The sequence below is a fragment of the Armatimonadota bacterium genome (assembly GCA_035527535.1).
Classification (GTDB): domain Bacteria; phylum Armatimonadota; class Hebobacteria.
Genome location: DATLAK010000171.1, coordinates 11,781 through 26,092 on the forward strand (window position 1 = coordinate 11,781; position 14,312 = coordinate 26,092).

Here is a 14,312-nt window from a genome sequence, read left to right on the forward strand (position 1 = left end):
TTTCAACTGACCGGCGACAGGTTCACGCGCGGTGAAGCGGCTCTCTCTCCTGCTCCTGCTCGCACTCCTGCCCTTCGGCTGCCATGGAGGCAAGCCGGTGACGGAGCTCGAACTGTGGATCACCGATGCCCTCCCGGACACGCGGGATTTGATTGACAAGCAGCTCGTGCCGCGCTTCGAGGCCGCCCATCCGGGGGTGAAGGTGAATACCCAGTACATCGCCTGGGCGAACATAGATCAGAAGCTAACCATCAGCTTTGCCGGCGGCGTCCAGCCCGATGTCTTCCAGGTCGGCGCCGAGTACGTCGGCGGGCTGGCCTATCGCGGCATGGCCGAGCCGCTGGACGGTCGCGTCGCCAGGTGGGGCCAGAAGGACGATTTCTTCCCCGCCTCCTGGAGCACGTGCGTATACCACGGCAGGACCTACGGGCTGCCCTATCTCTCCGCCCCGCGGGTCCTGCTCTATCGCAAGGACTTGCTGCGCCAGGCCGGCTTCTCCCACCCGCCCGACACCTGGGAAGAGCTGGCCGCGGCCGCGGAGAAGATGACCCGCCGCAAGGGGAAGAGCATCGAGTTCGCGGGCATGAACCTGCCCGTCTCCTGGCAGGTGTTCGTCGAGTTCCTGTGGGAGAATGGCGGGCAGATCTTCAACGAGGAAGGGACGCGCTCGCGGCTCGACTCGCCCGAAGCGATCGAGGCCTTGCAGTTCTACGTGGACCTCTACAACAAGTACCAGGTCTGCCCCACCGCGCCCATGCCCACCGCCGGCGGCTCCGTCCCGGTCTTCGCCTCGCAGAGAGCCGCGATGCAGTTCATGAACCAGACCGGCATCAAGAACGTGAAGCAGTACGCGCCCGCGCTGCTCCCGAAGGTGGGGATCGCGGCCCCACCGCGGCGCAAGCAGCGCGTCGTCTCCGTGTACACGGACTGGCTGGCGATGTCGCCCCAGAGCCCGCACAAGGACCTCGCCTGGGAGCTGATGACCTTCCTGATGGAGCCGGACAACCTCGCCGCCTACAACTCCACCCTCTTCTTCATCCCCCCGCGGCGCTCCGCGGTGAAGGCGGCGCAGTTCATGCAGCAGAATCCGCAGCTTCAGGAGTTCGTTTCCCTCATGGATCGGTACGGCCGCTCCCTGCCCGCGATCCCGGAGTGGTTCGAGATCCGCACCGGCCTCCAGTCCGCCGTCTCTGCCGCGGTCTATAGGACGAAGACCCCGGAGCAGGCCCTGCGCGACTACTCGAAAGAGCTGGACGAGCTGTTGGCCGAGAGGACGAGGGGATGAAGACCTTCCTGCGCGCCCTACGTTATCTCACTCCCTATTGGCCCTGGCAAGTCGGGGCCCTGGTGTGCGCGTTTGTCGTCACCGCCTCCAGCTTCATCTGGCCCTACGCCAGCAAGCACCTCCTCGATGACGTGCTCATCCCGAAGCAGCCACCGGCCCATCGGGAGCGGATCGTGGTAACGATCGTCCTGGTCACGCTCGCCTGCATCCTCCTGGGCGAGGCCTTCAAACTGCTGCGCGCCTACCTCTTCACCCGTGCGGGCGAGGGGGCCGCCGCCGATCTGCGCCGCGACTTGTTCCACCACCTGCATCGCCTCCCCATGACCTACTTCGACCGGCGCAAGACCGGCGGCATCATGTCGGTGCTGCAGGCGGATGTCGAGGCCCTGCGGGCGCTCTACTCCTCACTCCTCGTAGAGATGATCTCGAACCTCCTTCAGGTCGCGACCACGGTCGCCATCCTCACCGCATACCATCCCCGGCTGACCCTCATCGGACTTCCGATCCCGATCGCCTTCGGCCGCAAGGGCGCGAAGGAAAAGGAGATCGTTGCCGCCGCCCAGTCCGCCAACGCGCACGACTTCATCAGGTCGCTGCCGGAGGGGTATAGCACAGAAGTAGGCGAGGGCGGCACCCGTCTCTCCGTGGGACAGAAGCAGCGCCTCGCCATCGCCCGCGCGAGCCTGCGCGACCCGCGCCTCCTGGTGCTGGATGAAGCGACCCCCGCACAGGACTCCGAGTCCGAGCGCCTGGTGCAGGAGGCCATGGACCGGCTGATGGAGGGACGCACCTCCGCCCACCGCCTCTCCAGCGTGCTGCGCGCGGATCGCATTGCGGTATTGAATGAAGGGCGCGTGACGCAGACCGGCTCGCACGCCGAACTGCTCGCCATGGGCGGCACCTACGCCCGCCTCTACGCGCTGCAGTTCGAAGTTGCGCTCGAGGTAGAACATGGCACCGCCTAGCGCCGCCCGTCGCGAACAGCGCGCCGCCTACCTCTTCCTCACCCCCGGGCTGGCCCTCTTCCTCGTCTTCACCGTCATCCCCGTGTTCGCCGCGCTCTACCTCTCGTTCTGCCGCTACGACGTGATCCACGCGCCGAGTTGGCTGGGGGTGAAGAACTACGCGCGCCTGTGGGAGGACCTGCGCAGCGGCGGCGTCTTCTTCCTCTCCCTGCGCAACACCGCGCAGTACGCCCTCGGCACTATCCCCCTCGGCATGGCCCTCGCGCTCGGACTGGCCCTGCTGCTCAACGCCGGCATCAGAGGCATGGGCCTGTATCGAACCACCTACTACCTGCCGGTGGTAACCAGCATGGTGGCCGTGGCCATGGTGTGGATGTGGATTTACGATCCGAGCTATGGGCTGCTGAACTATCTCTTGGGCAAGCTCTCCTTCGGCCGGCTCGCGCCGCAGGCCTGGCTCGGGAGCCCGGGGGAGGCGATGCCCGCGATCGTCGCCATGTCCGTGTGGAAGGGGCTGGGGTACAACACCGTCATCTACCTCGCCGGCCTGCAGGGGATCCCGGAGCATCTCTACGAGGCCGCGACCATGGACGGCGCGGGCGCCTGGCAGCGCTTTCGTCGCATCACCTGGCCCCTGCTCAAGCCCACCACCGCCTTCATCCTCGTGGTCTCCGTGATCGGCGCCTCCCAGGTCTTCTCGCAGGTGTACGTCATGACCAACGGCGGACCCAACAACGCCACCACCACCATCGTCTACCAGATCTTCCAGAACGCGTTCAGCTACATGAAGATGGGCTATGCCTCGGCCATGGCCTTCGTGCTCTTCGGGCTGATCTTCGTGCTCTCCCTCCTCACGCTGCGGCTCACCCGAGGGGGTCAGGTGGAGTACTCATGAGGCCGAGACTCAGCATCCAAGCCCTCCTCCATCTCTTCCTCGCCCTGGGCGCGGTGAGCATGATCCTGCCCTTCTTGTGGATGCTCTCGACGTCGCTCAAACCGGAGTCGCAGATCTTCGCCTCCCCCACCTGGCTGCCCAAGGTTTGGCAATGGAGCAACTACTCCGCCGCGATGGCCGCCGCCCCCTTCGCCCGATACTTCGCCAACACCGTGCTCTACTCCACGCTCGTCACGACCTCGAACCTCCTCCTCTGCTCCCTCGCCGCCTACGCCTTCGCGCGCCTCAATTTTCGGGGAAAGAACCTGCTTTTCGTGCTCGTGCTCGCCACCATGATGATCCCCGGACAGGTGACCATGGTGCCGGTGTTCGTCATGCTCAAGCATTGGCCTCTCGCGGGCGGCAACCACCTCCTGGGCGCCGGCGGGCACGGCCTGCTGAACAGCTACACCGGCCTCGTGCTCCCGGGCGCGGTGGGCGCGTTCGGCATCTTCCTCCTGCGCCAGTTCTTCATGACCCTCCCCCGCGAGCTCGAGGACGCCGCCCGCATAGACGGCTGCTCCGAGTTCGGCATCTACTGGCGCATCATCCTCCCCCTCTCCAAACCCGCCCTCGCGACGCTGGGCATCTTCACCTTCACCGCCGCCTGGAACGAGTTCCTCTGGCCCCTCCTCATCACCAGCAAGGACTCCATGAAAACCCTCCAGCTCGGCCTCCAGATCTTCCAGACCCAGTACACCACGCGCTGGGACCTCCTCATGGCCGGCACCGTCGTCGTCACCCTCCCCGTCCTCCTCCTCTTTCTCTTCGGCCAGAAGTACTTCACGCGGGGGATCGCGATGAGCGGGATGAAGGGGTAGCCCTGGGAGCGCAGGCGTCTCGCCTGCCGCGCCGCCTGGGCGACGAGGACGGGCGTGTTCCCGATCCGACCAGCTTCCTTCGTAAACGGCCCCCCGCGTCTTCGTGTCTATGAAAGCAGCGCTCCCGAAGGAGAGGACCATGCTACCGTCCCGCCGACTGTGGGTCGGCCTGCTGCTGACCGCGGTTGCGGTCACGCTCTCGGCGGCTCCCGCGTTCAGTGGGTTGCTGATCTTGCAGCAGCCGCCGGTGTTGGTGCAGGGGCATTGGTACGCGCCGGTCCGGCCGCTGGCGGCGTGGCTGGGGGCCTCGGTCACCTGGCAGTCAACATCCTATGCGAAACTCAATAGTGCAGACGCCGCACGACATTGCTTGTCAGTGGGAGGCATTTATGGTATAGTAACGATAATCTCCACCAGAGGAGTGCTAGCTTGGATCGACTGGTCTATATCAACGGCCAGTTTGCTCCCGCTGCTGAGGCGCGGATCTCGGTCTTTGATCACGGACTGCTGTACGGGGATGGTGTATTCGAGGGCATCAGGGCTTACAACGGGCGGGTTTTCCGCCTCGAACAGCACCTGGAGCGCCTATACGACAGCGCCAAGGCGCTCCTGCTGGAGATTCCTCTCTCGGCGGATGAGATGCGGGAAGCGGTGCTGGAGTCCCTGCGTCGCAATGACCTGAGCGACGGGTACCTGCGGCTGGTCGTCACCCGCGGCCGCGGCGACCTCGGCCTCGATCCGCGCAAGTGCCGCGACGGCGCCACCGTCATCATCATCGCCGACAGCATCGAGCTCTACCCGCGGGAGTTTTACGAGCGCGGGCTCGAGGTGCTGACCGTGGTCACCCGGCGCAACCTGCCGGAAGCCATTAACCCAGCCATCAAGTCCCTCAACTACCTCAACAACGTGCTGGCCAAGATCGAGGTCTGCCAGGCCGGGTTGCTCGAAGGCATCATGCTCAACCACGAGGGTTACGTGGCGGAGGCCACCGGCGACAACATCTTCCTCTACGCCGACGGGCGCCTGGTCACGCCGCCGCTGTCGGTTGGCATTCTCAATGGCATTACGCGCGCGGCGGTTATCGAACTGGCCGCGAACTTGGGTATACCGGTATCGGAGGAACGTTTTACGCGCTACGTCGTCTATACAGCGGACGAGTGCTTCCTGACCGGGACCGCGGCAGAGATCATCCCGGTGGTGACGGTGGACGGCCGCAAGATCGGCGAGGGAGTGCCGGGCGCGGTTACCAGGAAGCTGATGGAGCGATTCACGGCACTGACGCGCAGCGAGGGAGTGCCGATCGCACCGCGACTGTGAAGGTGATGGCCGCCCGGGAGGGGGTGCTCGTGGCGGCAGGTGGTTACGGAGGAAAGGGTGGATGTCCGACGGTGAGCTCTGGCAGCGATTCACCGCTCCCGCGACCCGCGTGGTGCAGTATGCGCAGGATGAGGCGCGCAAGCTCGGCGGCAGCACTGTCGGCACCGAGCACGTGCTGCTGGGCCTGCTGCGGGAGGGCGACGGTATCGCCGCTCGCGTCCTGGAGCGGCTGGGGATCAGCCTGGGGCGGGTGCGCAGCGAGATCCATCGCCAACTGGGGCTGATTGACAATCGCATCAGCACCGAGGCGCCGATCAACTGGAGCCCCAAGGCGAAGCGCGTGCTCGAGCTTGCCCTGGAGGAGGCAAGCGAGCTCAACCCTCGCCTCGGCCTGCCCAACTACATCGACACCGAACACATCTTGCTCGGGCTCATTCGCGAGGGCGAGGGCCAGGCGGCGCGCGTCCTGCGCTCAATGGACGTTGACCTCGACCGCGTGCGCAAGGAAGTGGTCAATCACCTCGGAGGAACCCCGGCGCTCGGGCAGCCGCAGCAGCGCGGCCGCTCCAGCACGCCGGTGCTCGACGCCTTCGGCCGCGACCTTACCCGCCTGGCGCTGGAGGACAAGCTCGACCCGGTAATCGGCCGCCAGACCGAGATCCAGCGGGTGATCCAGATCCTGAGCCGGCGCACCAAGAACAACCCGTGCCTCATCGGCGAGCCCGGCGTCGGCAAGACCGCCATCGTCGAGGGCCTGGCGCAGCGCATCGTCCAGCGCGACGCGCCCGAGATTCTCTACGACAAACGGGTGGTCGCGCTCGACCTGGCGGGGGTGGTCGCCGGCACCAAGTACCGCGGCGAGTTCGAGGAGCGCATGAAGCGGGTCACCGATGAGATCCGCAAGAGCGCGGGCGACATCATCCTCTTCGTGGACGAGTTGCACACCCTCATCGGCGCCGGCGCGGCGGAGGGGGCGATCGACGCCTCCAACATCCTCAAGCCGGCGCTCGCCCGCGGCGAGCTCCAGTGCATCGGGGCGACGACGCTCAACGAGTACAAGAAATACATCGAGCGCGACCCCGCCCTGGAGCGGCGGTTCCAGCCCATCACCGTCCCCGAACCGACGCTGGGGGAGACGATTGACATCCTCAAGGGGCTGCGCGAGCGCTACGAGGAGCACCACAAGGTGCGCATCACGGATGAGGCGCTGCTGACCGCGGCGCGGCTGTCGCATCGCTACATCACCGACCGTTTCCTGCCGGACAAGGCGATTGACCTGGTGGACGAGGCATCGTCGCGGGTACGGCTGCAATCGTCGCTGGTGCCGCCGGAACTGAAGCAGTTGCGCCAGGAGCTCGACGGGGTCGAGCGGGAGCTGCAGCGAGTGGTGAACGTGAGTCCTTTCGAGCGCGACTACGAGCGCGGGTTCCAGCTGCGCGATCGCCAGCGCAAGCTCAAGGAACAGGTGCGCATCACCGGGGAGAGCTGGCAGGAGACGCGCTCGGCGTTGCCGCGGGTGGTTGACGCGGACGAGATCGCGCAGGTGGTGGCGAGCTGGACCGGGGTCCCGGTGACGCGGCTGCAGGAGGAGGAGACCGCCCGCCTGCTGCAGATGGAGCAGGTGCTGCACCGGCGCATCGTCGGCCAGGAGGAAGCGGTGACCGCGGTCTCGCGGGCGGTGCGCCGTGGGCGCGCCGGCCTTGGCGACGCGCGTCGTCCCACCGGCTCCTTCATCTTCCTGGGCCCCACCGGGGTGGGCAAGACGGAGCTGGCCCGCGCGCTCGCCGAGTTCCTGTTCGGCAGCGAGAACGCGATGATCCGCATCGACATGTCGGAATACATGGAGCGCTTCAGCGTGTCGCGGCTGGTGGGGTCGCCGCCGGGCTACGTCGGCTACGAGGAGGGGGGACAGCTCACCGACCAGGTGCGGCGCCGGCCCTACTCGGTGGTCTTGCTGGACGAGATCGAGAAGGCGCACCCCGAGCTCTTCAACCTCCTGCTGCAGGTGCTCGAGGACGGGCGCTTGACCGATTCGCACGGCAAGGTGGCGGATTTCCGCAACGCGGTGGTGATCATGACCTCCAACATCGGCACCAGCTCGATGGACCTGGGCCAGACCACGATCGGCTACAGCGCCATCACTGAGGGCGACGATCAGGCCTCCCATGAGCGGATGAAGGACAGCGTGCTCGACAAGGTCAAGCAGACCCTGCGCCCCGAGTTCCTCAATCGCGTGGACGAGGTGATCGTCTTCCACGCGTTGAGCACGGAGCAGATCAAGCAGATCGTGGATCTGATGTTGGAGCGGGTCGCACAGGAAATGCGCAGCCAGGGCATGGAGCTCGTGGTGGATGACGAGGTCCGGGAGTTGCTGGCGCGCGAGGGATTCGACCGCGCACTGGGGGCGCGACCGCTGCGGCGGGCGATCCAGCGCCGGGTCGAGGACCCGCTGGCGGACGCCATCCTGCGGGGGGAATTCACGGAAGGCGACATCATCACCGCGCACCGTAGGGAAGGCAAGGTCGCATTCTGCAAGCAGGACCAGCTTGCGCCAGTAGCTCCTTGAGGGGGGTCGAACATACCGGGCGCACGCTTTCGCCCCCGGCGGTGCGCCGCGCGGGGGCGTTTCCTTTTCCCCGCCTTCCGCTCCGCGCGCCTAACCGGATCGCCAAACCATGAGAGCCGGGGCCATATATGTGTGCCAGCAGTGCGGGGCCGAACACCTGCGCTGGATGGGCCGGTGCCGCGACTGCGGCGCCTGGAGCGCCCTGGTGGAGCAGCGGGTGGAGGCCCACGGCCGCGGCGCGGCCGCGCGATGGCCGCCGCTGGCGCCAGCGGCGCCGATGTGCATCTCCGACGTGGTCGTCGCCGCCACCGCGCGCCAGCCCACCGGCATCGGCGAGTTCGACCGCGTCCTGGGGGGCGGCCTGGTAGCGGGGGCGTTGGTGCTCATCGGCGGCGAACCGGGGATCGGCAAGTCCACGCTGGTGCTGCAGGCGGCTCGCTCCTTCACCGAGGCGCAGGGGCGGGCGCTGTACGTGTCCGGGGAGGAGTCGCCGGGGCAGATCCGGATGCGGGCGCAGCGCATCGGGGCGGTTGACGCCCGCCTGGTGGTGCTCGCGGAAACCAACATCGAGCACATCCTGGCGGCGGTGGAGCAGGTGTCGCCGGGGCTGGTGATCGTGGACTCGGTGCAGACGCTGCACGATCCGGCGCTGGAGAGCGCGCCGGGCAGTGTCAGCCAGGTGCGGGACTGCGCGGCGCTGCTGATGCGCGCGGGCAAGCAATCCTCGCGGCCCATCTTGCTGGTCGGCCATGTGACCAAGGAGGGGGCGATCGCGGGGCCGCGCGTACTGGAGCACATGGTGGACGCGGTGCTCTACCTCGAAGGCGAGCGGCACCATGACTACCGGCTGCTGCGGGCGGTCAAGAATAGGTTCGGCCCCACCCATGAGCTGGGTGTGTTCCACATGCGCGAGGAGGGAATGGTGGAGGTGGCGAATCCGTCCGCGGCATTCCTGGATGAGCGGCGGGCGGAGGCACCCGGCTCGGCGGTGATTGCGAGCATGGAGGGGAGTCGTCCGCTGCTGGTGGAGGTGCAGGCGCTGGCGTCGCCGGCGCCGCCGTTTGGCGCGCCGCGGCGCAGCTCGACGGGCGTCGACCCACGGCGACTGGCCCTGGTGCTGGCGGTGCTGGAGAAGCGGGCGCGGCTGGCGGTGTCGACGCAGGATGTCTTCGCCAACATCGCCGGCGGGGTGCGGGTGGAGGAGCCGGCCGCTGATCTGGGCCTGGCGGTGGCCCTGGCGTCCAGCTTGAAGGATCGGCCGGTGTGCCCGGAGACGGTGTTTTTCGGCGAGGTCGGGCTGTCGGGGGAGATCCGCAGCGTCAACCGTTCGGAGGAGCGAATGCGAGAGGCGGCGCGTCTGGGCTTTCGCCGCTGCGTAGCGCCCGCAGGCGGCGTGTCGCGCGCCTTTGACGAGCTGGAGGTGGTAGCGGTGGCCGATGTCGGCGAGGCCTTCGCCGCCGGGCTGACCGCGGGCAGCTCGTGACTCCGGCGCAGAGAGGAGGTGAAGGACAATGGCAACACGCGTGATGGGGTTCCTCTTCAGCTTGGCGTTCAGCCTGGTCTCGGCGGTCGTGTTCGGGGAGCTCGCCGATATCTATCTGGGGCTGTCCTTCATCAAGAACGCGGAGGTCGGCCAATACTTCGTGCTTTGGTATCGCATTGCGTTTGTCGTTCTTGGACTCCTCATCGGGTTCACGCTGGCCGGCGTCATCTTCCGCCAGATGGTAGGCCTCGCCTGCAACCTGCAGCGGTTCCCCGCCCCGGACAAGGTGGCGGGGGTGGTCGGCCTGATCATCGGTTTGGTGCTCACCGTGCTGCTGGGGCGGTTCGTGCTTATCATCCCGCGACTGGGGCCGTTTCTGGTGCTGCTGCTGGGGGTTGCGTGCATCTACCTCGGCGGCAGCATCGCCATGAGCATGAAGGAGGAGCTGTCGTTCTTCATGCCCAACCTCGTCGGCCGCGCCGGCGGCCGCGACGCCGGAGCGGCCGGCTCGCGCGCGAAGCTGCTGGATACCAACGTGATCATTGACGGTCGCATCGCCGACGTCTGCCGCACCGGGTTCCTCGAGGGCCCGATCCTGGTGCCGGACTTCGTGCTCGAGGAGCTGCACCTCATCGCCGACAGCGGGGACAGCCTCAAGCGCAACCGCGGTCGCCGGGGCCTCGACGTCCTCAACCAGATGCAGGACGAGTTGAACCTGTCGGTGGAGGTCTATGATCGCTACGACATCGTGTTCGGCGACAACGAAGGCGTGGACCTCAAGCTGGTAAAGCTCGCCAAGGCGACCAGCGCGGCCATCGTCACCAACGACTTCAACTTGAACAAGGTGGCCCAGCTCCAGGGCGTTGTCGTGCTCAATGTCAACGAGTTGGCCAATGCCGTCAAACCCGTGGTGCTGCCCGGGGAGGAGATGTCGGTCACCATCGTCAAGGAAGGCAAGGAGCTCAACCAGGGCGTGGCGTACCTCGAGGACGGCACCATGGTGGTAGTCGAGGACGGCAAGCGCCACATGGGAGAGACGGTGACGATCATCGTCACCAGCGTGCTGCAGACAGTCGCGGGCAAGATGATCTTCGGCAACTTGAGGACCGACCCCACGGGGGAGGCGCGATCTGACAGAGACAGCCGGGCTAATAGCGGCAGCAGGCTCCGGAGAAAGACTCGGCTCGCGGCGGAGTAAGGCGCTGACGCCGCTCGGCGGCCGCCCCATGGTCAGCTACTGCCTTGATGCCTTCCGGGCGTCGAGGGTGGGCGAGATCGTGGTGGTCGCTCCGCCCGACGAGGTGGAGCCGTTCCGGCAGCTCATCGCGCACGGGCCGAGCGACCAGACCGAGAAGGTCGTCGCCGGGGGTGGCACGCGCCAGGAGTCGGTGATGAACGGCCTGCGCGAGGTGTCGGCAGGCGTGGAGTGCGTGCTGGTGCACGACGCGGCGCGACCCTTGGTGACGCCGGAGCTGATCGCGGCATGCGCCGCCGCCGCCCGCACCCACGGCGCGGCGGTGGCGGCTCTGCCGGTGAGCGACACGCTCAAGTACGCCGAGGGTGAGCTCATTCGCACGACGGTGGATCGGCACGGGCTGTGGGCGGCGCAGACGCCGCAGGCGTTTCGCGTCGAGCTATTAAGGGAAGCCTACGCGCGGGCGCGGCAGGAGGGCGCGGCCGCCACCGACGATGCGTCCGTGGTCGAGGCGATGGGCGCGCCGGTGCGATTGATCATGGGTTCGCCGCGGAATCTGAAGATCACATACCCGCAGGACCTCGCGCTGGCGGAGATGCTGCTGGCGGCGGGGACGGGGAGGCGCGAGTCGCGCTGCGGCGTGGGCTACGACGTGCACCGCCTGGTCGCAGGGCGGCGCCTGGTGTTGGGGGGCATCGAGTTCCCCGGGGGAGTGGGCCTGGCGGGGCACTCCGACGCCGACGTTCTCACGCACGCCGTCAGCGACGCGCTGTTGGGGGCGGCGGGGTTGGGCGATATCGGCCGCTGTTTCCCCGACGACGATCCGCGTTATGCGGGAGCGGACAGCGTGGAGCTGCTGCGGCAAGTGGCGGCGATGGCGGCGGCGGCCGGATTCCGCGTCATCAACGTGGATGCGGTGGTGGTGGCGGAGCAGCCGCGCATCGCGGAGGCCGTGGGGCAAATGCAGCGGCGGCTGGCGCAGGCCCTGGGCGTCGCGCCCGAGCGCGTCAACATCAAGGGCAAGACCGCCGAAGGATTGGGGGCCATCGGCGCCGGCGCGGGCATCGCCAGCCATGCCGTATGCACGGTGGCGCCGGCTGCGAGCGGTGATGACTGCAGTTCCGAGGAGGGGTGATGGACATAACGTTCACCGGCAAGCAATTCGAGGTCACGGACGCGCTCAGGCGCTACACGGAGCGCAAGCTGAGCAAGTACGAGAAGCAGTTGCGCAAGCTGACGTCGGTGCATGTCGTGCAGAGCACCGAGCGCAACTGGCACAACGTTGACCTGACCGTCACCGCCGACGGCGCGGTGTTTCGCGGCGAGGGCAGGTCCGACAACATGTACACGTCGATTGACCTCGCGGTCACCCGGCTCGAGACGCAGATCAAGCACCGCAAGGGCAAGCTTATCGACCGCGCCCACGGCAGAAGCCCGGAGGCGCGCGCGCCCGAGGCGGCGGTCGAGGGCGCAGTCGAGGCTGACGCCGAGGAGGATCTCGACGCCGAGGAGGCGCCGCGTCGGGTGCGAACCAAGCGCGTGCAGTTGACGCCGATGGCGGTGGAGGAGGCGATTGACGAAATGGAGATGCTGGAGCAGCAGTTCCTGGTTTTCGTCAACGGCGACAGCGGCCGGGTCAACGTCGTCTACCGGCGCGATGACGGGGGCTACGGGCTGGTTGACCCCGACTACTGAGCGCACTTGCGGGAGCGCCGGCCGGGGGCTTGAGATCAGGCAAGGTATGCGCGAGTGAAACTTGACGAGTTCCGCGAGGAGGTCAAGCGGGAGTTCGGCGGGCAATTGCAGCGAGCGACGCCGGCCAACGTCCAGGACTTCCTGGCGCGCATGCAATCTCAACTGTTCGCCGACGCGGGCAAGGCCGGGCACGCGTTCGAGATCAGCGAGTCGGCCCGCGATTACGACGAGATCGTGACGCAGTTCTTCGCGCGGGTGCTGGATACCAAGGCGGAGCAGCTGGAGCAGGCGCTGATGATGCTGTGGCTGGTGGGATTCGAGCTGCACTTCGCGCGCCTGGAGGAGGAGTACGCCGATCGTTTCGCCGCGATGTTCCGCGAACGCGATGCGGAGGACGAACCGTGAGCGCGGGCCCACCGTCCGCGGCGGGGAGGGGCGACATGTCAACCGTGGTACGCATTCGTGCTGGCGATGTCGAGGCGCAGGCCGAGCTCAATGATTCGGCGACCGCGCAGGCGATCGCGCGCGCGCTGCCCATCGAGGGCAGCGCCAACACCTGGGGCGACGAGATCTACTTCAGCATCCCCGTGCGCTGCGACGAGGAGCAGCCCCAGGCGGTGGTGCAGATGGGCGATCTCGGCTACTGGCGGCCGGGCAGCGCGTTCTGCATCTTCTTCGGGCCCACCCCCGCCAGCCGCGGCGCCGAGATTCGCCCCGCCAGCCCGGTCAACATCTTCGGCCGCGTCGTCGGTGACCCCGAGGTCTTCAAGTCGGTGCCCGACGGTGCGCGCGTGGTGGTGGAGGCGGCCGGGCGGGTTTAGGCCGATGAGCGCGGGCAGGTCATGAACATAGTAATCGCACCGGACTCCTTCAAGGGCAGCCTGACCGCGGTGGCGGCCGCCGATGCCATCGAGCAGGGCGTTCGCGCGGTTGTGCCGAGCGCGGAGCTGGTGCGCGTCCCCCTGGCCGACGGCGGAGAGGGAACCGCACAGGCCCTGGTGGACGCGACCGGGGGGCGCCTGGTGCAGCAGCGGGTGTGGGGCCCGCTGCGCGAGCCCGTGGAGGCCTTCTTCGGCATCCTGGGTGACGACACCACCGGCGTGGTCGAGACGGCGGCGGCCTCGGGCCTGGCGCTGGTCCCCGCCGAGCGGCGGGATCCCCGCGTGACCACCACCTACGGCACCGGTCAGCTGATTGCGGCGGCGATGGACCAAGGCTGCACCAAGGTCATCGTCGCGGTTGGGGGCAGCGCCACCAACGACGGCGGCGCGGGAATGGCGCAGGCGCTCGGCGCGCGCCTGACCGACGACAACGGGGAGCAGCTCGGCCCCGGCGGGGCCGAGCTGGCGCGGCTGGCCAAGGTAGACGTGTCGAACATGGACGCGCGCGTGCGCACCACGGAGTTCTGTATCGCCACCGACGTCAACAACCCCCTGTGCGGGCCCCAGGGCGCATCGGCCGTATACGGCCCGCAGAAGGGCGCTACTCCCGACATGGTGCGTGAGCTCGACTCCGCGCTCATGCGCTACGCGACGGTGATCGCGCGTGATCTCAAGCAAGAGGTGGCCGATCGCCCCGGGGCGGGGGCGGCGGGGGGGCTGGGCGCGGGCCTGATGGCGTTTCTGGGGGCGCAGCCGCGCATGGGCATCGCGGTGGTGCTGGAAACGGTTGACTTCGAGAGCTACCTGGAGGCGGCCGATCTCGTCATCACGGGCGAGGGGAGGATTGACTCCCAGACCGCGTACGGCAAGACGCTCAGCGGGCTCGGCCGGCTGGCGCGGCGTTACAACGTGCCGGTGATAGCGCTCGCCGGCGCCGTGCACGAGGAGGCGGAGCGCCTGGCTGAGATCGGCATTGACGCGGCGGTTAGCATTGTGCCGGCGCCGATGACGGAGGCGGAAGCCATGGCACAGGCGGGCGCGCTCCTGCAAGACGCGGCGGAGAAGGTCATGCGGTTGATCTTGACCGGTCGCGAGGTCGGCGAGGGCAAGTGGAAGCTGCCGGCGGGCGGGCTCGGCGGCGAGGGGTGAACGACAGATCTGCGCGCCGGC

General features: G+C 67.7%; 13 protein-coding genes. All 13 read left to right on the forward strand.

Annotation, left to right across the window (positions count from 1 at the left end; genetic code table 11):
* Positions 1–97 precede the first annotated feature (97 nt).
* Positions 98–1,285 (forward strand): ABC transporter substrate-binding protein, encoded by a 1,188-nt coding sequence (locus VM221_12040; GenBank protein ID HUT75549.1) that lies wholly within the window; start codon positions 98–100, stop codon positions 1,283–1,285.
* The gene (locus VM221_12045) at positions 1,282–2,250 is read left to right on the forward strand and encodes an ABC transporter transmembrane domain-containing protein (GenBank protein HUT75550.1); all 969 of its coding nucleotides are present in this window, start codon (positions 1,282–1,284) and stop codon (positions 2,248–2,250) included. The genes VM221_12040 and VM221_12045 overlap by 4 nt, the downstream gene beginning before the upstream one ends.
* Positions 2,237–3,145, forward strand: coding sequence for a sugar ABC transporter permease (locus VM221_12050; GenBank protein ID HUT75551.1), 909 nt, complete (start codon positions 2,237–2,239; stop codon positions 3,143–3,145). Before VM221_12045 ends, VM221_12050 begins: the two co-directional genes overlap by 14 nt.
* Entirely contained in the window at positions 3,142–4,005 is an 864-nt protein-coding gene (locus VM221_12055) for a carbohydrate ABC transporter permease (GenBank protein ID HUT75552.1), read from the forward strand. Before VM221_12050 ends, VM221_12055 begins: the two co-directional genes overlap by 4 nt.
* 429 nt (positions 4,006–4,434) lie before the next feature.
* Positions 4,435–5,322, forward strand: coding sequence for a branched-chain-amino-acid transaminase (gene ilvE / locus VM221_12060; GenBank protein ID HUT75553.1), 888 nt, complete (start codon positions 4,435–4,437; stop codon positions 5,320–5,322).
* A 61-nt stretch (positions 5,323–5,383) separates the two neighbouring features.
* Positions 5,384–7,888 (forward strand): ATP-dependent Clp protease ATP-binding subunit, encoded by a 2,505-nt coding sequence (locus tag VM221_12065; GenBank protein HUT75554.1) that lies wholly within the window; start codon positions 5,384–5,386, stop codon positions 7,886–7,888.
* A gap of 109 nt (positions 7,889–7,997) precedes the next feature.
* A complete protein-coding gene (radA, locus tag VM221_12070; GenBank protein HUT75555.1) occupies positions 7,998–9,371 on the forward strand; it encodes a DNA repair protein RadA in 1,374 nt (457 codons plus the stop codon).
* Between the two features lie 28 nt (positions 9,372–9,399).
* Entirely contained in the window at positions 9,400–10,569 is a 1,170-nt protein-coding gene (locus VM221_12075; protein ID HUT75556.1) for a TRAM domain-containing protein, read from the forward strand.
* Positions 10,523–11,701 (forward strand): 2-C-methyl-D-erythritol 4-phosphate cytidylyltransferase, encoded by a 1,179-nt coding sequence (ispD, locus tag VM221_12080; GenBank protein ID HUT75557.1) that lies wholly within the window; start codon positions 10,523–10,525, stop codon positions 11,699–11,701. Before VM221_12075 ends, ispD begins: the two co-directional genes overlap by 47 nt.
* Positions 11,701–12,261: a ribosome-associated translation inhibitor RaiA gene (gene raiA, locus VM221_12085; GenBank protein HUT75558.1), complete on the forward strand. Its 561-nt coding sequence runs from the start codon at positions 11,701–11,703 to the stop codon at positions 12,259–12,261. Before ispD ends, raiA begins: the two co-directional genes overlap by 1 nt.
* Before the next feature lie 54 nt (positions 12,262–12,315).
* Positions 12,316–12,666, forward strand: coding sequence for a hypothetical protein (locus VM221_12090; protein HUT75559.1), 351 nt, complete (start codon positions 12,316–12,318; stop codon positions 12,664–12,666).
* A 35-nt stretch (positions 12,667–12,701) separates the two neighbouring features.
* On the forward strand, positions 12,702–13,082 hold the full coding sequence (locus VM221_12095) for a cyclophilin-like fold protein (protein HUT75560.1): 381 nt from the start codon (positions 12,702–12,704) through the stop codon (positions 13,080–13,082).
* A gap of 21 nt (positions 13,083–13,103) precedes the next feature.
* A complete protein-coding gene (locus VM221_12100; protein HUT75561.1) occupies positions 13,104–14,291 on the forward strand; it encodes a glycerate kinase in 1,188 nt (395 codons plus the stop codon).
* The last annotated feature ends 21 nt before the right edge of the window (positions 14,292–14,312 follow it).